Below are 23,778 nucleotides of genomic sequence, written 5' to 3' on the forward strand. Positions count from 1 at the left end.
GTCATTCCTCCTTCTAAGTACTTTAGCGGAATGACACAGAATTTCTAATACTCCCGTTATAAGGCTGAAAAGTGTCAACCTATAGTAGGACTAGTCATATTATCTCCTATCACCGTGCCGGATAGCTTTCCCCTGACGACCCTATCTACCCTATGACATCTCCTAACTGGAATATCGGTAAATACATCGCTATCACCAGAACGCCAACAATACCGCCAATAATCAGCATCAAAAGTGGCTCCAACATTTGAGTGAGATTATCAGCCAAATCTTGTGTTTGTTGCTGATGCCAATCTGCCAGCCTATCTAGCAGCACATCCAGAGCACCTGACTCCTCGCCCACTCGCACTAGTTGTTGGCACAGTGGGGGAAATAAATGGTGTTGGTCAAGGGCGGTATGCAGAGGGGAACCTTGATTTATCTGCTTTTGAATATGTTGCAGTGCTTGCCGATAGGTCTCGTTACTGACGGAAAGAAGCGCTGCATCTAATCCTGCTGTCAGTGGCAATCCTGCATGTTGAGTGATAGCCAATGTTTGAAAAATTTGGCTAAGGCAACTGCCACGAACTAATGCCGAGACTAATGGAATACGTAATAAAATTTTTTGCTCCCACATTTGCCAACGGACCTTATGTTGTCGTGCATAAAAATATCCGGTGATGAGTGATATCAGTATGGCGGCGATACCTGGCCCATAATCTGTAAGGCGTGTTGACATCCAAAGAAGCGAAGCAGTAAGCGTGGGTAATGGAGTATCAAATGATTGATAGATCTGTGCAAATTCAGGTAGCACCATCACTAGCATTACCACGCTGACAACTAACGCGATGATGCAGACAAACACGGGGTACTTTAGTGCTTTGATCACTTTTTTTTGTAATTTTTGCTGCCGTTCCTGATGCTCGACCAACTGAATACAGCACTGCTCAAGATTCCCAGTTAACTCCCCCATGGCAATTACTGGGGGATATAATCGCGGAAAAATACGTGGATAATGTGTCATTGCTTCGGATAATGATTGGCCCTGTGAAACCTGTTGGCTAATTTCCTGTAATAAGCATCGCCATGGAAGGGCGTCCATCTCTTTTGCTAATAGCTGCAAACTATTGACCAGAGGCAAGCCCGCTTGCAGTAGCGTAGCTAACTGCCGGGTAATAGTAACCAAACGTTCTCCTCGCCAATAACTAACAGATAGCCGCTTACCGCCTTTAATCCCCAGAGGTTGCAATCCATGACGGAACATATATTCGTAGACAATGTTTCTCTTTGCCGCCAGTAGCGCGCCTGTTTGCAATTGGCCAGAAGTTCCAATTGCTCTCCAATAAAATAAGCGCTGCTGGTTCACGATGTTCCCTCAGCGTCAACTTCAACTAAGAGCCCCACAACACGGTTAATTTCCTCCAGAGTGGTGACCCCACGCTCGACCAACACCAGACCTGCGGAGAGTAATGTCTTTTGCCCCTGCTCCCGCGCAATTCGTGTAAGTTCAGGGGGGCTGACATTATTGAGTAAGGCTTGTTGTATTTGCGGGGTGATATTTAGCATCTCGTAAACTCCCGTTCGCCCATAATAGCCCGCACAGCAGTGCTCGCAGCCCCGAGCTTGATAGTGTTGCAATAGTGCGGTATGTGTCTCTGCTGGGGGCTGAAAAAGGTGAGGAGATATTTGTCGGCAGTGTATGCAGAGCTTACGAACGAGGCGCTGGGCGATGACTAAGCTCAGGCTCGAGGCAATGAGGTGACGCTCTATTCCCATTTGGGTCAGGCGGATTAGTGTCTCCGCCGTTGAATTGGTATGCAGTGTTGAGAGCACCAGATGCCCTGTCAGTGCTGCTTTAACGGCTATTTCTGCGGTTTCATTGTCACGAATCTCACCGAGCATAACTACATCCGGATCCTGACGTAGCATTGCGCGTAATACCTGAGAGAAATCCAGCCCAATCTTACTATTGGTCTGGGTTTGATTTATACCATCAAGCTGGATCTCTGTGGGGTCTTCAACGCTACAGATGTTTCTTTGCGGCTGATTAAGGTGCCCTAGGCTGCAATACAGTGTCACGGTCTTACCACTGCCAGTAGGTCCGGTTACCAATATCAGGCCTTGTGGAGCTGATAAAGCCCGCGTTAATTGTTGGACTGCGATTTTGGGTAACCCGAGATTTTCCAATGTCGACTGCTGCTGCATGTTAAGGATACGTAGCACCACTTTTTCACCATACTGCACAGGAAGGGTCGCTATCCTCATTGAGTAGCGAGTGCCATTTAGTTGTAGGCTTAACTGGCCATCTTGCGGCAGCCGTTTTTCTGCGATATTCAATTTCGCCATCACCTTTAGATAGCTGCTAATACGACTGGCTAACTCAGGTGTGGGGGGTGGGGATTCATGTAATACGCCATCAATTCTTAAGCGGATACGATAGCGATGTTGATAAGGTTCAAAATGGATATCTGATGCGCGCTTTTGAATCGCTAGCCTGAGTGTTTGCGTGATAAATTGGGTCACAGGAATATCACTTTCTTTATCAAGCAAGGTTTCATTCAAGTCCTGTAATGACCGGTTTGATGAGCTGGCTCCCTGCCGCTCACCCATTTGTTGGGATGTGTTTTGATTGTGAACTGCGGAGTCGATTCCCTTGCTTCGTTGTTCTTTGCTAGATGGTGCAAGATTCAACGATTGTTCAATCTTGGCTTCCGGCCAATACTCCACTCTGATTTTTCGCCCACAAGTAAAACGCAGTGCAGTTAATAACTCACTATTTACTGGGCCTGACGAAGCGATGAAGAGGTTCTTTCCATCAAGTCTTAGAGCGATTGCTCTATGACGGCGACAGAGTGCGTGCAATTCGTCACTGATTACCTCTCGTGGGGATGTCATATATTTAGTCATTTGATTTTAGCCCCATCTTTGAACTGGAATGTGGTTTTACAACTATCAGCAAGGCTGACATTTGTTGTGGTACAGGTTCTCGACCAGACTATATTTCCACTGCTACTTATTGTTGGTGACATTACCAGAGTCAGATCGGCGAGTGTCTGTTGACCTGTAAGTGTAATCACGCCTTTATCAATGGTTGTAGCATTGACATAACGCGAGGGCTGTCCTGTGGGTATCCCGTGATTACCTGCATTGCAGCCATCAAGCTTGGAATATTCCAGTGCGCAAAGTTCTACCGACATTTTGTAGGGGGCGATGCTCTGTAACATATCGGTGAGCGCTGCTTTTTGGAGGTAACGTTGATAGGAAGGGATACCAATACCGCTGAGAACTGCGATTATCGCGATCACTACCATTAATTCAATTAATGTAAAACCTTGCTGATGTTGATGTTGATTAGCCATTTACCACTCTCCTTGTGTTTGAGAAAACGAGGCAAGAGTGCAGATTTTCAATTCAGGAGAAAAGGGGCATTACATCGATTTGCGAGACGTACTGTCGGATATTTAGGTTGTTGCAATGGATTCACAGATAACTTCGGCGGCGTTCGCAAAACAGAATTAGTGTCTGTTAATAACCGTGAATCTGCGAAGGTAATTTGATATACCTTTGGTGTTCTAAGTTGTAAGTGTGTTGGCGTATTCGTTATTCGGCCCATCCATGGGCCTCGCCTCTGCGGGGGCTGGGTTTACTGGAAACGCATAGAAAGGTCTAGGGCTGTAATGTGTTTGGTTAATGCGCCGACTGAAATGAAGTCAATGCCTGTTTCGGCATAGCTCCGTAGTGTTTCCAGCGTCACGTTGCCGGAAACTTCCAGTTGCGCGCTTTCCTGAGTTTTGGCGAGCTCATCACGTATCTGGACGGCATCACGCATCATTGGAATGGTAAAATTATCTAACATAATGATGTCTGCACCAGCTTCCAGTGCTTGTTGCAACTCATCAAGGGATTCAACTTCAACCTCGACAGGGACATCGGAATGTATCCAAAACGCCTTCGCAACGGCTTCTTTGATCGAACCAGCGGCAATAATGTGGTTTTCTTTGATAAGAAAAGCATCAGACAAACCGAGTCGGTGGTTATTGCCGCCGCCACAGAGAACGGCATACTTCAAAGCAGTACGTAAGCCCGGCAATGTTTTTCGGGTATCAAGTAGTTGTGTATGCAGCCCTGAGAGTACCGCCACATAGCGGCTTACTTCAGTCGCGACACCCGATAACGTTTGCAGGAAGTTGAGTGCGGTGCGTTCACCAGTGAGCAAGATACGGGCAGGGCCTGTCAGATGACAAAGAGTCTGATTCGCCGTTAGCTTGTCTCCATCACTAACGAGCCACTCAACTGATACTTGAGCACCAAGTTGAATGAACACTTCATTCAACCAGCGCTGGCCACAAAAAATACCCGGCTCGCGAGTAATGACGGTGGCGCTAGCCTGTCTATCTGCTGGGAGTAATTGTGCAGTGAGATCGCGGTCTGCATTGACCTCACCACCGAGATCTTCACTCAAAGCTTGAGCGACAGTTGAAGGGATATCACGTTGAATTCGTTCCAATAGCTCGGCACGGCGGCTGTCAGCATTATAGCTGCGGGTCGGCATAGAAAACTCCGAAATGGCGGATGGATAGTGGTCCAAACATGCTACTCTGTTGCTGGTCGAAGTGCCATAAAAGAGCTGGCAGAAGTGTACTATTCGGGGAGCTTAGGTAAGCTATGCAGTTAGAAAGTGACTGGCAGTTAGAAAATGGTTGGATTTCAGGGGTTAAACGGGTTGTTTCTCCCCATTTTGATCAGCGCCCAGAAGGCGAAGCTCCTTCACTGTTGGTGATTCATAATATTAGTTTACCTCCCGGTGAATTTGATGGTCCGTATATCGATCAGTTATTCACTGGCACACTTAATGCCGATGAACATCCCTATTTCGCTGATATTGTTCACCTGCGAGTTTCGGCCCACTGTCTGATTCGCCGTGATGGTGAAGTTATCCAATATGTTCCGTTTGATAAACGTGCCTGGCACGCAGGAGTATCAACTTTTGCCGGGCGTGAGCGGTGTAACGATTTCTCTATTGGAATCGAGTTGGAAGGGACGGATGTGTTACCGTTTACGCCCGCGCAATATCACAGCCTATATAAGATAAGTGCGCTGCTATTTGCTCATTATCCGATAACTGCTGATCGGGTGACTGGCCACAGTGATATTGCGCCAGAACGTAAAACAGACCCAGGCCCTGCGTTTGATTGGGCCATGTACCAGCAGTGTTTAGCAAAGTTATCGCCATAATAGTGATGTTGGTAACTGATTATTAGCCAGAGGTTGACTGTCGAGAGAGCATTGGTTTACTGCCTCAGCTGATATTGTTGTTTATGAATGCCGGGAGGCATATGCCCTGCTTAGGGCGGTTAAATGCAAAGGGAGAGTAAGAGCTAATGACACTGTTTACGTTGTTGCTGGTGCTGGCGTGGGAGCGCTTATTTAAACTGGGCGAACATTGGCAGTTAGATCACCGTCTTGAAGTTGTATTTGCCCGTTTACGCCACTTTTCGTTAGTACAAACTATTCTGCTGGTCGCAGTGTGGATGGCGCTGGTATGGCTGATTTTACAGTTAGTGCAAAATATGTTGTTCGGTTTCCCTGCGTTACTTATCTGGATATTGATTTGCTTGCTATGCATTGGTGCAGGTGGCATTCGTAAACATTATCGTGCGTATTTAAAAGCTGCGCGACAAGGTGATGCACATGCCAGGGATAAAATGGCCGAGGAGTTAGCGCTAATCCATGGGTTACCCGTGGAGAGTGGTGAGAAAGCCAGATTACAATCCTTGCAAAATGCACTTTTGTGGATAAATTTCCGCTATTATTTGGCCCCGATTTTCTGGTTTGTGGTCTGCGTTAACTATGGCCCGGTGGTGTTAGCGGGTTACGCGATGTTACGTGGCTACCAAACTTGGCTGGCGCGGCATCACACCCCTTTACAACGCTCTCAATCGGGGATTGATCGCATCTTACATTGGCTGGATTGGATACCCGTGCGGTTAGTGGGGGTTGCCTATGCATTGTTGGGCCATGGCGAAAGAGCATTACCTGCCTGGTTTGCTTCGCTGGGTGATTTCCATTCTCAGCAATACCAAGTGTTGACTAAACTCGCGCAGTATTCGCTGACTCGGGATCCTCATTTAGATCCCGTGCAGACGCCAAGATCGGCTGTTTCATTGGCACGAAAAGTGACGCTGGCGATGATTGTGGTGGTGGCATTACTGACAATTTATGGCGCGTTGGTTTAGCGAGTAGGGCTGGTAATGATTTATCAGCCCTTTTGATATGATTTCCTATTCCTAATTCCTATTCTTCTTACTAATAAAGCAAATACATTGACTAAACATTAAAATGAACGGGCCAGCACTGAAGGCTGGCCCATTAGAGGTATTATCGTCAAATTCTGAGGATAATCGGTGACTTTCTGCTACTAAGCTTTTACCCGCTGGCCCCGATTTTTCAGGATATAACTGACCGCCAGCAGCAGCAGCCACGCTGGAATCAACAGCACGGAAATCTGAATGCCCGGTGTCAGATACATAATAACCAAAATGCCACTTAGGAAGAGTAAGCACAGGTAGTTGCTAAACGGATACCAGAATGCTTTGAACTGCGGAATGACGCCCTGACGGTTTTTAGCAGCACGGAATTTAAGATGTGCTAGGCTAATCATCGCCCAGTTAATGACCAGTGCGGAGACCACCAGTGCCATCAATAATTCAAAAGCACGGCCCGGTATTAAGTAGTTAATCAGCACACAGAAGGCGGTGGCAAATGCTGAGACGGCGATGGCAATCACGGGTACACCGCGACCATCCACTTTCAACAGTATTTTCGGGCCATTGCCCTGTTTTGCCAGGCCGAACAACATGCGGCTGTTGCAGTAAACACAGCTGTTGTAGACCGACAGTGCCGCCGTCAGTACCACGATATTCAATACCGTGGCGACCACATTACTGTTCAATGCATGGAAGATCAGCACAAACGGGCTACCGCCTTCGACCACTTTGCCCCACGGGTAGAGTGACAGTAAAATAGCCAGAGAACCAATATAGAACAACAGGATACGGTAGATAACCTGATTGGTGGCTTTCGGGATGCTTTTGGCTGGATTTTCAGCTTCCGCTGCGGTGATACCCACTAATTCAAGGCCACCGAAGGAGAACATGATCACCGCCATGGCCATCACTAAGCCCATGATGCCATTGGGGAAGAAGCCCCCTTGCGCCCACAAGTTGGTCACTGTGGCTTCCGGGCCGCCTTGCCCGCTCAGTAATAGCCATCCACCGAACAGGATCATGGCAATGATGGCGACCACTTTAATAATGGCAAACCAGAACTCCATCTCACCATAGACTTTGACGTTTGCCAGATTGATGGCATTGATGGCAAGGAAGAATACCGCGGCAGAGACCCAGGTTGGGATCTCCGGCCACCAGTATTGTACGTAGATACCGACCGCAGTGAGTTCAGCCATCGCCACTAACACGTACAGCACCCAGTAGTTCCAACCGGAAGCGAAACCGGCGAAATTACCCCAATATTTATATGCAAAGTGACTGAATGAACCGGCTACCGGCTCTTCCACAACCATTTCACCTAACTGGCGCATAATCAGAAACGCGATAAATCCGCCGATGGCATACCCCAGTAAAACTGAAGGCCCCGCCATTTTTATGGTTTGCGCGATACCGAGAAATAGCCCTGTACCAATTGCGCCACCTAAGGCAATTAGCTGAATGTGGCGGTTTTTAAGCCCCCGCTTTAGCTCCGCACCTTCCTGTTGAACACTCATTATTGCATCCTCTGTCGTTGTCACTTTTAGCCGGCAAACCCGAGCCTTATGTTATGCGTAAGATTTTGATTACATTATTTGTATTGTTTTGTTTACGGCGGCTTTGCATGGAATTTTCTTGTTTGGCTACCGTTTAATAGAGAATAGTGGTAGGCGAGAATTATTGCACCTGCTTTTTATTTTAACTGGTGAATATTTGGTCAAAAATGCAAATAAAATTGTCATGTCTGATCAAGCTGTTGTTTGGCGAAAAAGCAGTAATGGACAGTTATAGTACGAAAATTAATCAACCGGCCATTTCTAGCATGGTAAAGCCGGTGTTCAGGTCGGAGAAAAGAGGAGGACATATTCCCTTGAGTGTTGATTGAATTTATATTCATAAATTAAATATATAAATTCACAAATAAAATAACTATAACGCTTCAGCTTGCCTAAATACCCGTTTCATAAAAGTTAAAACTCATTGATGTCAGGTAATGGTATTACCAACGGTACGTTATCACTTTGCGTCACTTTATTAATGGAGTTGTTAAAATGTGCTGGGTTTCATGATTTTGGTCAAGGTCCGTATGGACAGGTGGTGAATACTTTGTTACTTTATCGTCACGTTTTTTGAATTGGTATTACCAATTGACTCCGCGCTATTTGCAGAGACGATTCACTCAATACGGCTTACAGCGCGACTCATAGAAAATATGGCCTACAACAAAATCCGTCAGCCCAAATTATCAGATGTTATCGAGCAACAGCTTGAGTACCTGATTTTGGAAGGGACGCTACGCCCAGGTGAGAAATTACCGCCGGAGCGTGAGTTGGCGAAACAATTTGATGTTTCCCGACCTTCGTTGCGAGAAGCAATCCAGCGTCTGGAAGCTAAAGGTCTGCTGCTACGTCGTCAGGGTGGTGGTACTTTCGTGCAAACCAATCTGTGGCAAAGTTTTAGCGATCCGCTGGCTGAACTGCTGGCCGACCATCCCGAATCACAATTCGATCTGTTAGAAACCCGTCATGCCCTCGAAGGTGTTGCTGCCTATTATGCAGCCCTGCGCGGTACTGATGAAGACCTGCAACGTATCCGTGAGTGCCATACTGTTATTCAGCAAGCCCAAGACAGCGGTGATTTAGATGCTGAGGCCGATGCTGTTATGCAGTACCAAGTGGCTGTCACAGAGGCAGCGCATAATGTGGTTTTACTGCATTTGCTGCGCTGCATGGGGCCGATGCTCGAACAAAACGTTAAACAAAACTTTGAATTGCTTTACTCGCGCCGCGAAATGCTGGCAACGGTGAGCAGTCACCGCGCCGGGATTTTTGAGGCGATTGTGGCACGCGAGCCAGAGAAAGCCCGCGAAGCTTCACACCGTCACTTGGCGTTTATTGAGGAAATCCTGTTGGATCTTAGCCGGGAGCACAGTCGCCGTGAGCGATCTTTGCGTCGGCTCCAACAGCGCAAGGACTAGAAACGATTCATTTAGGTTGCGCCTCTGCAAAACCTCAATGATTCGTTTTGGATCCTCATTTGAGGATCATTAGCGGCAACTAAACTGATGGGCCTATCTTCCGGTGTTTTCACCAGGGCACGTGCTTTAGCCTGGAGTTAAAGCACAGGAAGATAGGCTCCAAATAAACCATTAGAAACAGATAAGGAATACCACCATGTCAGAACGTTTAAATAATGACGTGGATCCGATCGAAACTCGCGACTGGCTACAGGCGATTGAATCGGTTATCCGTGAAGAGGGTGTTGAGCGTGCTCAGTATCTGATTGATCAGGTTTTGGGCGAAGCCCGTAAAGGTGGTGTGAGTGTTGCAGCAGGTTCAGCCAGCCGTGATTACATCAACACGATCCCAGTAGAAGAGGAACCGGCTTACCCTGGCAACCTGGAGCTGGAGCGTCGTATTCGCTCTGCTATCCGTTGGAATGCCGTGATGACCGTGTTGCGCGCGTCGAAGAAAGATCTGGATTTGGGCGGCCACATGGCATCCTTCCAGTCTTCCGCGACCTTCTACGAGGTTTGCTTCAACCACTTCTTCCGTGCTCGTACCCAAAAAGATGGCGGCGATCTGGTTTACTTCCAAGGCCACATCTCTCCGGGCGTTTATGCTCGTGCCTTCCTTGAAGGCCGCTTGACTGAAGATCAGATGAACAACTTCCGTCAGGAAGTTCACGGTAAAGGTCTATCTTCTTACCCGCACCCGAAACTGATGCCTGAATTCTGGCAGTTCCCGACAGTATCAATGGGTCTTGGCCCGATCAGCGCCATCTATCAAGCTAAGTTCCTGAAATATCTATCTCACCGTGGTCTGAAAGACACTTCAGCACAGACCGTGTACGCCTTCTTAGGCGACGGCGAGATGGATGAGCCAGAATCTAAAGGTGCGATCACCATCGCTACCCGTGAAAAACTGGATAACCTGGTCTTCGTTATCAACTGTAACTTGCAGCGCCTTGATGGCCCAGTTACCGGTAACGGCAAAATCATTAATGAGCTGGAAGGCATCTTCAGCGGTGCTGGCTGGCAAGTTCTGAAAGTGATTTGGGGGGGGCGTTGGGATGAGCTGCTGCGTAAAGATACCAGCGGTAAACTGATCCAACTGATGAACGAAACTCTGGATGGCGACTACCAGACCTTCAAATCTAAAGACGGCGCCTATGTGCGTGAACACTTCTTTGGCCGTTTCCCAGAAACTGCTGCATTAGTGAAAGACATGAGCGACGACGAGATCTGGTCTCTAAATCGTGGCGGTCATGATCCGAAGAAAGTCTTTGCTGCACTGAAAAAAGCACAAGAAACTACCGGCAAACCAACTGTTATCCTGGCCCACACCATTAAAGGTTACGGCATGGGCGAGACAGCGGAAGGTAAAAACATTGCCCACCAGGTGAAGAAAATGAACATGGAAGGGGTTCACCACTTCCGCGATCGTTTCAATGTGCCGGTTGCTGATGCTGATATCGAAAAACTGCCATACATCACTTTCGATAAAGAGTCAGAAGAGTACAAATATCTGCACGAACGTCGTCAGGCGCTGGAAGGCTATGTGCCAACCCGTATGCCTAAGTTCACCGAGAAGCTGGAAATCCCTGCATTGTCAGATTTCAGCTCCTTGCTGGAAGAGCAGAATAAAGAGATCTCTACCACTATCGCCTTCGTGCGCGTGCTGAACGTGATGCTGAAGAACAAGTCGATCAAAGATCGCATTGTTCCTATCATCGCCGATGAAGCTCGTACTTTCGGTATGGAAGGTCTGTTCCGTCAGATTGGTATTTACAGCCCGAATGGTCAGCAGTACACCCCGCAAGACCGTGAACAGGTTGCTTACTACAAAGAGGACGAAAAAGGCCAGATCCTGCAAGAGGGGATCAACGAACTGGGTGCGGCCTCTTCATGGCTGGCTGCTGCGACTTCATACAGCACCAACGATCTGCCAATGATCCCGTTCTACATCTACTACTCCATGTTCGGTTTCCAACGTATCGGCGATCTGTGCTGGGCGGCAGGTGACCAACAGGCGCGTGGCTTCCTGGTCGGCGGTACTTCAGGTCGTACAACACTAAACGGCGAAGGTCTGCAACACGAAGATGGTCACAGCCATATTCAGTCGCTGACTATCCCGAACTGTATCTCTTACGATCCCGCTTATGCTTACGAAGTGGCAGTCATCATGCATGATGGTCTGGAGCGTATGTACGGCGAAGCGCAGGAAAACGTTTATTACTACCTGACCACGCTGAATGAAAACTACCACATGCCAGCCATGCCGCAGGGCGCAGAAGAGGGTATCCGTAAAGGTATCTACAAACTGGAAACTGTTGCAGGCAGCAAAGGCAAAGTGCAGTTGATGAGCTCTGGTGCCATCTTGCGCCACGTTCGTGAGGCCGCGCAGATTCTGGCTAACGACTACGGCGTAGGTTCTGACGTTTACAGCGTAACTTCCTTCACTGAACTGGCCCGTGACGGTCAGGATTGTGAGCGTTGGAACATGCTGCACCCATCAGAAACTCCACGTGTTCCTTACGTGGCTCAGGTGATGAACGATGCTCCAGCAGTTGCTTCTACCGACTACATGAAGCTGTTTGCTGAACAAATTCGTAACTTTATTCCTGCCAGCGAGTTCCGCGTTCTGGGCACCGATGGTTTCGGCCGCTCTGACAGCCGTGAGAATCTGCGTCACCACTTTGAAGTTGATGCTTCTTACGTTGTGGTTGCCGCGCTGGGTGAATTGGCTAAACGCGGTGACATCGACACCAGCGTAGTTGCAGAAGCAATTACTAAGTTTGGTATCGACGCCGATAAAGTTAACCCGCGTCTGGCATAAGAGGTAAGAATAAATGGCTATTGAAATTAACGTACCAGACATCGGTGCAGATGAAGTAGAAGTCACCGAAATCATGGTGAAAGTTGGCGATACCGTTGAAGCGGAACAATCGCTGATCACTGTTGAAGGCGACAAAGCTTCTATGGAAGTCCCATCACCGCAGGCGGGTGTGGTTAAAGAGATCAAAATTGCGGTTGGCGACACTGTTGCTACCGGCAAACTGATGATGATCTTCGAAGCAACAGGTGCTGCAGCGGCACCTGCTAAAGCAGAAGAACCAGCGGCGGCACCTGCTCCGGCAGCAGCGCCAGCTGCGCCTGCGGCATCAGCGGCTAAGAACGTTGAAGTGCCAGATATCGGTGACGACGAAGTTGAAGTGACCGAAGTGATGGTGAAAGTCGGCGATAAAGTTGAAGCGGAACAATCGCTGATCACTGTTGAAGGCGACAAAGCTTCGATGGAAGTGCCTGCTCCTTTCGCCGGTATCGTGAAAGAGATCAAAATCAGCACCGGCGACAAAGTGAAAACCGGTTCTCCTATCATGGTATTCGAAGTGGAAGGCGCAGCACCTGCGGCTCCGGCACCGCAAGCTGCGGCACCGGTTGCACCAGCGGCGGCGGCTCCAGCAGCAGCTCCAGCCGCTCCAGCGGCGAGCAAAGGCGAATTTACCGAGAATGATGCTTACGTGCATGCCACTCCGGTTATCCGTCGCCTGGCCCGTGAATTCGGTGTTAACCTGGCGAAAGTCAAAGGCAGCGGTCGTAAAGGCCGTATCCTGCGCGAAGATGTCCAGGCTTACGTGAAAGATGCGGTGAAACGCGCTGAATCTGCTCCGGCAGTCTCCGGCGGCGGCTTGCCAGGTATGTTGCCTTGGCCGAAAGTCGATTTCAGCAAATTTGGTGAAATCGAAGAGGTCGAATTGGGCCGTATCCAGAAAATCTCTGGTGCGAACCTGAGCCGTAACTGGGTCATGATCCCACATGTGACACAGTTCGATGAAGCGGATATCACTGAAGTTGAAGCCTTCCGTAAGCAACAGAACATCGAAGCTGAGAAGAAAAAACAAGATCTGAAAATCACCCCGCTGGTGTTCCTGATGAAGGCGGCTGCTAAGGCATTGGAAGAGTTCCCGCGCTTTAACAGCTCCATTTCCGAAGATGGTCAGAAGCTGACCCTGAAGAAATACATCAATATTGGCGTGGCGGTTGATACCCCTAACGGCCTGGTTGTTCCGGTATTCCGTGACGTGAACAAAAAAGGTATTGTCGAGTTGTCTCGCGAGCTAACTGTTATTTCGAAGAAAGCGCGTGATGGCAAACTGACAGCATCTGATATGCAAGGCGGCTGTTTCACTATCTCCAGCCTGGGCGGTATCGGCGGTACGGCGTTTACGCCAATCGTTAATGCGCCAGAAGTGGCTATCTTGGGTGTGTCAAAATCATCCATGAAACCGGTTTGGAATGGTAAAGAGTTTGCTCCGCGTCTGATGTTGCCTCTGTCTCTCTCCTTCGACCACCGTGTGATCGATGGCGCAGCAGGTGCTCGCTTCGCAGCCTATATCGCGACCATTATGGCCGATATTCGCCGTCTGGTGATGTAATCGGTAAGGCCGGCTTTGCGCCGGCCTTGTTTTTACATAAGTCGATAAGGTTGTTGAGACACTCGTCACGTGATGCAGCTTTTCAGATTATTAACAATTCTGTAAACTGCCGCGTGTCAGTATCCCGGTGGATGAACGGCGTCAGACCCGCCGGACAAACAATTAAGAGGTCATGATGAGTACTGAAATTAAAACTCAGGTCGTGGTACTTGGGGCAGGTCCAGCAGGGTACTCTGCTGCTTTTCGTTGCGCGGATTTAGGTTTAGAAACCATTCTGGTTGAGCGCTACTCCACGCTCGGTGGTGTTTGCCTGAATGTGGGTTGTATCCCTTCCAAGGCGTTGTTGCACGTCGCTAAAGTGATCGAAGAGGCCAAAGCACTGGCTGAACACGGCATCGTTTTTGGCGAGCCTAAAACTGACATTGATAAAGTACGTGTTTGGAAAGAGAAAGTTATCAACCAGTTAACCGGTGGTTTGGCAGGTATGGCTAAAGGCCGTAAAGTCAAAGTGGTTAACGGTTTTGGTAAATTTACGGGCGCGAACACCTTAGTGGTTGAAGGCGAAAATGGTCCAACGACTATCACCTTCGATAACGCCATTATTGCTGCGGGTTCTCGTCCAATCCAACTGCCATTCATTCCTCATGAAGACCCACGTGTTTGGGACTCAACCGATGCACTGGCACTGAAAACAGTTCCTGAGCGTCTGTTGGTCATGGGCGGCGGCATCATCGGTCTGGAAATGGGCACCGTTTACCATGCGCTCGGCTCTAAAATTGACGTCGTAGAAATGGCCGACCAGGTTATCCCAGCGGCTGATAAAGACGTGGTGAAAGTATTCACCAAACGTATCAGCAAGCAGTTCAACCTGATGCTGGAAACCAAAGTGACGGCGGTAGAAGCCAAAGAAGATGGTATCTATGTCACGATGGAAGGTAAAAAAGCACCGGCAGAACCACAACGTTATGATGCGGTGCTGGTGGCTATCGGCCGCGTACCTAATGGTAAGTTGCTGGATGCGGGCCAGGCGGGCGTTGAAGTTGACGAACGTGGCTTTATCCACGTGGATAAGCAACTGCGTAGTAACGTGCCACACATCTTTGCTATCGGTGACATCGTGGGTCAGCCAATGCTGGCACACAAAGGTGTTCACGAGGGCCATGTTGCCGCGGAAGTTATCGCTGGCATGAAACATTACTTCGATCCGAAAGTGATCCCATCCATTGCGTACACTGAACCAGAAGTCGCATGGGTTGGTTTGACTGAGAAAGAAGCGAAAGAAAAAGGCATCAGCTACGAAACCTCCACCTTCCCGTGGGCGGCATCGGGCCGTGCTATCGCTTCTGATTGTGCCGACGGTATGACCAAACTGATCTTCGACAAAGAGACTCACCGTATCATTGGTGGTGCCATTGTCGGGACTAACGGCGGCGAGCTGTTAGGTGAAATCGGTCTGGCAATCGAGATGGGTTGTGATGCGGAAGATATCGCGCTGACCATCCATGCTCACCCAACACTGCATGAGTCTGTGGGTCTGGCGGCGGAAATCTACGAAGGTAGCATTACTGACTTGCCTAACCCGAAAGCGAAAAAGAGATAAGTTCTTTTTGCTAAAGCAGAATTTTCAGGTGCAGAAGTTTGCAGATGTGAAAATTTGTTGAGCTAAAAAGTTGAAGCGGCTCCTTTGTAGGGGCCGTTTTTTTGCTTAAAAGTTATCGTTTAGGCGCGTTTATAGGTCAAGGTAGTGCCCCGCCCGTAACTGACTGGGGGAGATATTAAATGTGCGACGCAGCGCAGTGGCGAAATTGGCCGGGCTGGTGTATCCCGCAATAGTCGCCGCCTGATCAATACTGACCCCCTCTTTTTTCAATGCCAGCATGGCGCGTTTCAATCGGCAATGGCGTAGATACTCAAACACCGTGACCCGATAACTCTCACGAAAGCGCCGCTGCAAGGTGCTGGGGCTCATATTAATAGATTGAGCTAACTGGCTCATTGAGAGATGATCAGCCTCACCACTCTCCAGCCAGTCGCGGACTTGCTGGATCCGATTTAACCCGCGTAACACCACTTTATCCTGTTGCTGGGCTTGTTGCTCCAGTGAGCTAAAAGCTTCAATAATCAACCCGATGCATTGGGTTTCGCAGCGCATACGTGCCAGCGGTGTGGTGTAAGGGGGGGCACTGGCAATTTGCTGGGCGATGGCTCGAGCCTGCACTGATGGCTGCCATAAATGAATCGCCAGATGCTGCTGCGTAAAGTTGTACAGCGTATCCCACGCGCCATCCTGCGGCAGTAAATCGCCATACAGCCACTCGCGGTCAAAGGTCAGGGTTAGTGTGCGCTCGTGACTGTTATTTTTGCCGTGGCGGGTAAAGAGGGTGCTTTCGGTGAGTGAAATCAGTGAGGCATCGCCTTTTTCCTGCAAATGCAGTTGCTTACCACCAAAGGAGATATGGGCGCTGCCATTGACCACTATCGCCAATTTTAGCGCCGGATTGAGCTGGTTTTGTGTCTTGATATCGTAGAGATTGGTGACGTTTGCGGTATGTAAAATCAGATGTGGATTGAGGCGCAATACCTGAAAATCACCAAATAACACCGGGTCAGTGGGCAATGACTTCGCACCGCTCAGCTGGTAGTCACTGGCGACCAAATTAGATTGCTGCACAATTTGGTCACGGTAAATCGGTTTGGATGAGGGGGAGACATTGCGTAACTTGTTTTTCTTCACCGCCGGCATGATGGCTCTCCACTGACATTGACGTTATGACTCGATTGACCTGATGGCAACATTGACTTTACAACAAACAGCTTTGCCGTTTAAACAAACCTTTTTTCTGATTGCAAATGTAACAATTAGCAGCATGAATTGATAATGAAAATAATTATCAATCTTGTTCGTTTTTGTTGCCCCATGAATAGATTGGTAGAGATTTTCCTCTGCTGACATTTGCTGTGGGCTTTTGCATCGGGGAAAGTTTAATGAACGTAAAATGGCAACGGCGCTCTCTGACGACCTTAGCGAGTCTGATCAGCATCTGTCTCTCAGCACCGCTCTGGGCGCAAACTCAAGTGGCCAGTCAAACCGCCTCTGACACCGCGACGACCCAACCACAGGAACCCACTGCCGCTGAAAATAGGGCTCCCACTGGCGATACACTGGTGGTTACCGCGCAGCAGCAAGTTCGCCAGGCACTGGGTGCCTCGACCATCACCGCAGAAGATATCCGCAAGCGCCCTCCGGCGAATGACCTGTCCGAAATTATCCGTACCATGCCGGGGGTGAATCTCTCCGGTAACTCTGCCAGCGGTCAACGCGGGAACAACCGCCAGATCGATATTCGTGGCATGGGGCCGGAAAATACCCTGATTATGGTTGATGGTCGGCCGGTTTCAAGCCGAAACGCAGTGCGTTATGGCTGGCGTGGCGAACGTGATACCCGCGGTGATACCAACTGGGTTCCCGCAAATATGGTCGAGAAAATCGAAGTGCTACGTGGGCCGTCAGCGGCACGTTACGGTAACGGTGCTGCCGGTGGCGTGGTGAATATCATTACTAAACAGCCAGATAAAGAGCTACACGGTAGCTGGAACGCCTACATGAATGTGCCGCAGCACAGTGAAGAGGGGGCGACTCGTCGTACCGACTTCAGCCTGATGGGGCCGTTAAGTGACACCCTCAGCTTCCGTTTATACGGCGGCTACAATAAAACCGATGCGGATGACTGGAATATCAACCAAGGCCATGAGTCGGCGCGAACAGGTAATCAGGTTGGCACCTTGCCGGCGGGGCGTGAAGGGGTGCGCAATAAAGATATCAATGGGTTATTGCGCTGGGACTTCGCCAAAGGCCAATCACTGGAGTTCGAGGCGGGTTATAGCCGCCAGGGGAATATCTACGCCGGTGATACCCAAAATACCAACAGTAACACCATTGTTCGCAGCTTATACGGCGCTGAAACTAACCGCATGTACCGCGAGAATTTCGCGGTAACCCATCGTGGTTTTTGGGATAACGGCGTTAGCTCAACCTCTTATGTTCAGTATGAGGAGACACGTAACTCACGAATTAATGAGGGGCTGGCTGGCGGTACGGAAGGCATATTCTCCAATAATAATTTTAATACCATTAAGCTTGAGAACTATCTTGCTCACTCCGAAGTTAACCTGCCCTTCGAATGGGGTGTCAATCAGGTGCTGACGGTGGGGGCGGAGTGGAATGATCAGAAAATGAATGATCCTAGTTCCAATACCCAAACCACCACCGAGGGCGGCAGTGTCAGCGGCCTGACCGGAACAGGGCGCAATACCCGCAGTTCTGCGCAGATAGCCTCGCTGTTTGTGGAAGATAATATCGAGCTGACTGATACCACGATGCTCACCCCAGCGCTGCGTTTTGATCATCACAGCACCGCAGGCAGTAACTGGAGCCCAGGGCTGAACCTGTCGCAGGAACTGGGTGATTACTTCACCATGAAAATGGGGATTGCCCGCTCCTATAAAGCACCAAATCTGTACCAAACTAACCCTAACTACTTGTTATATAGCCGTGGTCAGGGCTGCTATGGTGGTGGCGGTAGCTGCTACCTGATGGGGAATGATTCACTCTCAGCTGAAACCAGCGTCAACAAAGAGATTGGATTTGAGTTCCATAACAATGACGGTATTATTGCCGGTATCACTTACTTCCGTAATGACTATCGCAATAAAATTGAGCCGGGTCTGGTCTCTTTGGGGACAGCCAGTGGCGGGACCGGCGCTTATGTTAACTCCGATATTTTCCAGTGGGAAAATGTGCCTAAGGCGTTGGTTGAGGGGTTGGAAGGTAACCTGACCGTGCCAGTGAGCGAAACGGTGCAATGGAGCAGCAATCTGACCTATATGCTCGAATCGAAGAACAAAACCACCGGCGATTACTTATCGATCACCCCGGAGTTTACCCTGAACAGCTCACTGAGCTGGCAGGCAACAGAGGATCTATCGCTGCTCTCAACCGTGACCTGGTATGGCCGCCAGAAACCGAAGAAATATGATTATCAGGGGCTGCCCGTCACCGGAACGGCACTTAATGAAGTTAGCCCATACGCCATCTTTGGTTTGAGCGGTAGCTACACTCTGACCAAAAATGTCAGCGTGACCACCGGTATTGAAAACCTGTTCGATAAGCGCCAGTTCCGTGCGGGTAATGCCCAGAGTGTCGCGGGTATCGCCGGGGCAGGGGCCGCAACCTACAATGAACCGGGACGGACACTCTTTGTTAGCTTGAATACCCAGTTCTAATACCCCATTCCGCTTCAATAACAGAAACAGAGGTTATCGGCTGTTTCTGTTTCATTTTACACCACAATATTTTCCATTCGTCACTCCTCGCCCTAAAAGTCATACCGAAAGCACGAGATGCTCAGAGAGAGATGGTATCCATTCATTGATTGTGGGATAAATGCGAGGGCGGTGTTTGCGGATATTGCTCTACCGCAAGGGGCTAACTGAGAGCGGTTATCAATAGCTCAGGTGAATGCTCTGCGCACAACGATTCAGCAAAAATTTAATGTTGCTTTTATGTGAACGAATTAACACTGAGTTCAAATACTGGTATGCTGGCTGAGCGAAACTGGGCGTCTTACCTTATACCTACTGCCTCAGTGATGATGGCTGGTGGCAACAGATAGCCTGGCAAAATAAATGACAATAAGAGCGAGGAGAGAGTCGTGCTAGAAGAATACCGTAAGCACGTAGCCGAGCGTGCTGCTGAGGGTATCGTCCCTAAGCCATTAGATGCGTCACAAATGGCCGCGCTGGTTGAATCATTAAAAAATCCGCCTGCGGGCGAAGAAGAGTTCCTGCTAGACCTGCTGATTAACCGCGTACCCCCCGGTGTTGATGAAGCAGCCTACGTTAAAGCGGGCTTTCTGGCTGCCATCGCCAAAGGTGATGCCCACTCCCCCCTGATAAATGCTGAAAAAGCGATTGAACTGCTTGGCACCATGCAGGGCGGCTATAATATTCATCCGCTGATTGATGCGTTAGATAATGAAAAGCTGGCTCCCATTGCCGGTAAAGCGCTGTCTCACACCTTGCTGATGTTTGATAACTTCTACGATGTAGAAGAGAAAGCCAAAGCAGGCAACCCGCACGCCAAGAAAGTGATGCAATCCTGGGCCGATGCCGAATGGTATCTCTCCCGCCCTGCGTTGGCAGAGAAAATCACTGTTACCGTGTTTAAAGTGACCGGTGAGACCAACACCGATGACTTATCTCCGGCCCCTGATGCCTGGTCACGCCCAGATATTCCACTACATGCGCTGGCGATGCTGAAAAATGCCCGCGAAGGCATTCATCCGGATAAACCGGGTAGCGTTGGTCCGATCAAGCAGATCGAAGAGCTGAACAAAATCGGCTTCCCACTGGCTTATGTCGGTGATGTAGTTGGCACCGGTTCTTCCCGTAAATCCGCCACTAACTCCGTGCTGTGGTTTATGGGCGACGACATCCCTTACGTGCCGAATAAGCGCGGCGGTGGTGTGGTACTGGGCAGCAAAATTGCCCCTATCTTCTTTAATACCATGGAAGATGCCGGCGCACTGCCGATCGAAGTGGATGTTGCCAATCTGCATATGGGCGACGTGATTGATATCTTCCCATATCTGGGAGAAGTTCGCCGCCATGATACCGGTGAGATTTTAGCTACCTTTGAGCTAAAAACTGATGTGTTGCTGGATGAAGTCCGTGCGGGTGGCCGTATTCCGCTGATCGTTGGCCGTGGCTTGACCACCAAAGCTCGCGAATCACTGGGGCTGCCAGTGAGTGATGTATTCCGCGTGGCGAAGCCGGTTGCCAAAAGCAATAAAGGCTTCTCATTGGCGCAGAAAATGGTCGGTCGCGCTTGCGGCGTGACTGGCGTGCGCCCGGGTGAATACTGCGAACCTAAAATGACCTCGGTCGGTTCACAAGATACCACCGGCCCGATGACCCGTGACGAGCTGAAAGACTTGGCGTGTCTGGGCTTCTCGGCTGATTTAGTGATGCAATCATTCTGTCATACGGCGGCTTATCCTAAGCCGGTTGACGTGACCACCCACCACACACTGCCTGACTTCATTATGAACCGTGGCGGTGTCTCGCTGCGCCCGGGTGATGGCATTATCCACTCATGGCTAAACCGTATGCTGTTGCCGGATACTGTTGGTACTGGTGGTGACTCCCATACTCGTTTCCCGATTGGTATCTCCTTCCCTGCGGGTTCTGGTCTGGTGGCATTTGCGGCCGCAACAGGCGTGATGCCTCTAGACATGCCTGAGTCGGTGCTGGTGCGCTTTAAAGGCCAAATGCAACCGGGTATCACTTTGCGTGATCTGGTCCATGCTATCCCTTACTACGCTATTCAGGAAGGGCTGCTGACGGTTGAGAAGCAGGGCAAGAAGAATATCTTCTCTGGCCGAATTCTGGAGATCGAAGGTCTGCCAGAGCTGAAAGTAGAGCAAGCATTCGAACTGGCTGATGCCTCTGCGGAACGCTCTGCGGCGGGTTGTACTATCAAGCTGGATAAAGCGCCGATTACAGAATATCTGCAATCCAATGTGGTGTTGCTGAAGTGGATGATTGCTGAAGGTTACGGCGACCGCCGTACACTGGAGCGTCGCATCAATGGCATGGAGAGTTGGTTGGCGAACCCGAATCTGCTGGAAGGTGATGCCGATGCAGAGTACGCCGCAGTGATCGAGATCGATCTGGCTGATATCACCCAACCGATTCTGTGTGCGCCAAACGATCCCGATGATGCCCGCCTGTTATCTGATGTGGCCAACAGCAAAATCGATGAAGTCTTTATCGGCTCTTGCATGACCAACATTGGTCACTTCCGTGCTGCGGGCAAGTTGCTGGGGCAACATAAAGGTCAACTGCCAACCCGCTTATGGGTTGCACCGCCGACTAAAATGGATGCCGCGCAGCTGACTGAAGAGGGCTACTACAGCATCTTTGGTAACAGTGGGGCGCGCATTGAGATCCCCGGCTGTTCACTGTGCATGGGCAACCAGGCGCGGGTAGCTGACGGCGCGACTGTGGTTTCTACCTCAACTCGTAACTTCCCGAACCGCTTGGGAACCGGGGCGAATGTTTACCTGGCCTCGGCTGAACTGGCCGCGATAGCCTCGCTGCTTGGGCGTCTGCCGACACCGGATGAATATCAAACGTATATGGCTCAGGTTGATAAGACCGCTGAGGATACCTATCGCTATCTGAACTTTGATCAGTTGAGCCAATACACGGAAAAAGCTGACGGCGTGATCTTCCAAACCGCGGTGTAAGCCGCTATATTTCGCACCAGCTAAACAAACGGGGGGCCATTGGCCTCCCGTTTCTATTTTAAAAACCACGTTCGATTGAAATTTTGCCGCTATTTACCGACTTTGCGAACTTACGCCGAGTGAGGCTGCTAATAAGGTTTAAACTAATAATATGCTCTTCTTACTTGAGGCCATGGCGGTGCTGGCGTCTCAATGATTTTGGGGGTATTAACATCAGGAGGGCGTGCTATGGACTATGAATTCTTGCGTGATTTAACCGGGCAAGTGCTGGTTAGATTCTCCATGGGGCATGAAGTGATTGGCCACTGGCTTAATGAAGAGATCAAAGGCGATTTGGCAAAACTGGATCAAATCGAAGCTGCTGCCATTGAAGTGAAAGGCAGTGAGCGCCAGTGGCAACTGACTGGCCATGAATACACCTTGTGGCTGGATGGCGAAGAGGTGATGGTGCGGGCCAATCAGTTGGATCTCGACGGCGATGAGATGGAAGAGGGGATGAATTACTACGATGAGGAGAGTCTTTGCCTGTGCGGCTTAGAGGATTTTCTCCTGGTATTGAAAGGTTATCGCGATTTCATCACGTCGAAATAGTCGTGCGGCTGGCAGACCAGCATAACAGCGAACCGACTACCACCATGGCAACCCCCGGCCAGAATGCGGCCGACGGCAGGGTATTGAGCCACAAGCTGGCAATCAGTATCGATAATAGCGGTGTGAAGTAAGAGAGGGCAGCGACCAGTGTGGCGTTGCCTTTCTTCATGGCGATATCCCAGCACACATAGGCCAGCGCGGTGTTTGCCCCCATCAGTAGCAGCTCAAAAGTAGCACGCTGAGTAAAATGCAACTTGCCGGGTGTCAGCATAAAGAACATCAACCACAAACAGAGCGCGCAGGCGAGTAAAAACAGCGGCAGCGCCCCCGGCCCTCGGCTATACAACCGCACCAAATTGGAGTAAGCCGCCCAGGTAAATGCGGCGATCAGCGCCAGACTATAGGCCCGTGGGTTACTACTGACATTGGCGCTAACGGTTTTAATATCCAGCCCATCTCCACCACTGACCACCCAGATAACGCCGAATAGTGCCAGGGCGGCCCCCAGCCAGAGCCACCAACGCGCGCGAAGTTTGAGTAACGGCACCGCCAACAGTAGCGTCAAACTGGGCCACAAATAGTTGATCAGGCCAATCTCCAGTGTCTGCTGACGATCATTGGCCATGCCAATCGCCAGCGCGAACGCCACCATATAGATCACAAACAGCGCACCACAGCCATACAGATACGCGGGATGTTGCCCGCGCAAAGTCGGCTTACCCGCCACCAACCACACCAAAATCCCACTGACAGTGTAAATTGCCGCACCCGCGCCAAATGGCCCCAGCGTTTCAGCTAGCCCGCGCGTCAAAGCGACACTCATGCTCCAAAGTAAAATTGCAATAATGCCATACAGGGTAGGGAGGCGGTTCATGGGCGGGGCAGCTTCCTTGTGCAACGTCAGGCGGAAAAATAGGATCTTCTTATACATCGTCAATCAGGATGATGGGAATAGCCAGAGATCAATTATTAGCAAGTTATCCCTTTTGCTCTGCTCATTCTAGCGAGTGACCAACATTTTTTGGTGAGACGCTAATGATAATTAGTTGAAATAATAAGCAGTTGAAACAGCAAATCAGCCAAACCACCATAAGATTCCCCCCCTAAATTGCGTAGGTTAATGAGTGAGATGTTCTCTGGCTAACTTGTCGTTTAACTGTCAGATAGCAAGTTTGCTGCTAACCCTGTACCACACC

At 49.8% G+C, this 23,778-nt stretch carries 16 protein-coding genes; 9 read left to right on the top strand and 7 right to left on the bottom strand.

The annotated features are described in order from the left end of the window. Window positions 1-145: 145 nt before the first annotated feature. From hofC to nadC, 4 genes are all read right to left on the bottom strand, one after another. On the bottom strand, window positions 146-1,345 hold the full coding sequence (hofC, locus tag AACW11_RS12970; protein WP_212586909.1) for a protein transport protein HofC: 1,200 nt from the start codon (window positions 1,343-1,345) through the stop codon (window positions 146-148). Then, entirely contained in the window at window positions 1,342-2,886 is a 1,545-nt protein-coding gene (gene gspE, locus AACW11_RS12975; RefSeq protein ID WP_212586910.1) for a type II secretion system protein GspE, read from the bottom strand. The genes hofC and gspE overlap by 4 nt, the downstream gene beginning before the upstream one ends. Continuing rightward, window positions 2,883-3,338 (bottom strand): prepilin peptidase-dependent pilin, encoded by a 456-nt coding sequence (gene ppdD / locus AACW11_RS12980; RefSeq protein ID WP_212586911.1) that lies wholly within the window; start codon window positions 3,336-3,338, stop codon window positions 2,883-2,885. The genes gspE and ppdD overlap by 4 nt, the downstream gene beginning before the upstream one ends. A 284-nt stretch (window positions 3,339-3,622) precedes the next feature. Next, the gene (nadC, locus tag AACW11_RS12985) at window positions 3,623-4,531 is read right to left on the bottom strand and encodes a carboxylating nicotinate-nucleotide diphosphorylase (protein ID WP_212586912.1); all 909 of its coding nucleotides are present in this window, start codon (window positions 4,529-4,531) and stop codon (window positions 3,623-3,625) included. 113 nt (window positions 4,532-4,644) lie between these two features. Between nadC and ampD the strand changes: the two genes are divergently transcribed. Further along, on the top strand, window positions 4,645-5,214 hold the full coding sequence (gene ampD / locus AACW11_RS12990; RefSeq protein ID WP_212586913.1) for a 1,6-anhydro-N-acetylmuramyl-L-alanine amidase AmpD: 570 nt from the start codon (window positions 4,645-4,647) through the stop codon (window positions 5,212-5,214). 146 nt (window positions 5,215-5,360) lie between these two features. Further along, complete coding sequence (gene ampE, locus AACW11_RS12995; RefSeq protein ID WP_212586914.1) at window positions 5,361-6,215, top strand: beta-lactamase regulator AmpE; 855 nt, start codon at window positions 5,361-5,363, stop codon at window positions 6,213-6,215. A gap of 182 nt (window positions 6,216-6,397) precedes the next feature. Here ampE and AACW11_RS13000 read toward each other — a convergent pair whose 3' ends face one another. Then, entirely contained in the window at window positions 6,398-7,762 is a 1,365-nt protein-coding gene (locus AACW11_RS13000; protein ID WP_212586915.1) for an amino acid permease, read from the bottom strand. 695 nt (window positions 7,763-8,457) lie between these two features. On the opposite strand from AACW11_RS13000, the gene pdhR reads away from it, so the two are divergent. The 4 genes from pdhR (at window position 8,458) to lpdA (ending at window position 15,282) form a co-directional block, all read left to right on the top strand. After that, on the top strand, window positions 8,458-9,222 hold the full coding sequence (gene pdhR / locus AACW11_RS13005; RefSeq protein ID WP_005275180.1) for a pyruvate dehydrogenase complex transcriptional repressor PdhR: 765 nt from the start codon (window positions 8,458-8,460) through the stop codon (window positions 9,220-9,222). A 196-nt stretch (window positions 9,223-9,418) separates the two neighbouring features. Continuing rightward, window positions 9,419-12,082, top strand: a complete 2,664-nt coding sequence (gene aceE / locus AACW11_RS13010) for a pyruvate dehydrogenase (acetyl-transferring), homodimeric type (protein WP_212586916.1) — start codon at window positions 9,419-9,421, stop codon at window positions 12,080-12,082. A 13-nt stretch (window positions 12,083-12,095) separates the two neighbouring features. Next, complete coding sequence (gene aceF, locus AACW11_RS13015) at window positions 12,096-13,682, top strand: pyruvate dehydrogenase complex dihydrolipoyllysine-residue acetyltransferase (RefSeq protein ID WP_212586917.1); 1,587 nt, start codon at window positions 12,096-12,098, stop codon at window positions 13,680-13,682. 175 nt (window positions 13,683-13,857) lie between these two features. Continuing rightward, on the top strand, window positions 13,858-15,282 hold the full coding sequence (lpdA, locus tag AACW11_RS13020) for a dihydrolipoyl dehydrogenase (RefSeq protein WP_161598531.1): 1,425 nt from the start codon (window positions 13,858-13,860) through the stop codon (window positions 15,280-15,282). Between the two features lie 129 nt (window positions 15,283-15,411). Here the strand turns inward: lpdA and AACW11_RS13025 are convergent, their stop codons facing one another. Continuing rightward, entirely contained in the window at window positions 15,412-16,425 is a 1,014-nt protein-coding gene (locus AACW11_RS13025; RefSeq protein WP_212586918.1) for a helix-turn-helix transcriptional regulator, read from the bottom strand. 242 nt (window positions 16,426-16,667) lie between these two features. On the opposite strand from AACW11_RS13025, the gene AACW11_RS13030 reads away from it, so the two are divergent. The 3 genes from AACW11_RS13030 to yacL all read left to right on the top strand — a co-directional run bounded on the left by AACW11_RS13030 (window position 16,668) and on the right by yacL (window position 22,582). After that, entirely contained in the window at window positions 16,668-18,965 is a 2,298-nt protein-coding gene (locus AACW11_RS13030) for a TonB-dependent siderophore receptor (protein ID WP_212586919.1), read from the top strand. A gap of 428 nt (window positions 18,966-19,393) precedes the next feature. Beyond that, window positions 19,394-21,991: a bifunctional aconitate hydratase 2/2-methylisocitrate dehydratase gene (acnB, locus tag AACW11_RS13035; protein WP_212586920.1), complete on the top strand. Its 2,598-nt coding sequence runs from the start codon at window positions 19,394-19,396 to the stop codon at window positions 21,989-21,991. A gap of 228 nt (window positions 21,992-22,219) precedes the next feature. Then, window positions 22,220-22,582 (top strand): protein YacL, encoded by a 363-nt coding sequence (yacL, locus tag AACW11_RS13040; RefSeq protein ID WP_212586921.1) that lies wholly within the window; start codon window positions 22,220-22,222, stop codon window positions 22,580-22,582. Here the strand turns inward: yacL and yddG are convergent. Beyond that, window positions 22,569-23,456 carry an aromatic amino acid DMT transporter YddG gene (gene yddG, locus AACW11_RS13045; protein WP_212586922.1) on the bottom strand — a complete coding sequence of 296 codons (888 nt, stop codon included), beginning with the start codon at window positions 23,454-23,456 and terminating at the stop codon, window positions 22,569-22,571. The genes yacL and yddG overlap by 14 nt on opposite strands. Window positions 23,457-23,778 lie beyond the last annotated feature (322 nt).

Origin of the sequence: Yersinia sp. Marseille-Q3913 (genome assembly GCF_963892745.1) — a bacterium.
Lineage (GTDB): Bacteria > Pseudomonadota > Gammaproteobacteria > Enterobacterales > Enterobacteriaceae > Yersinia > Yersinia bercovieri.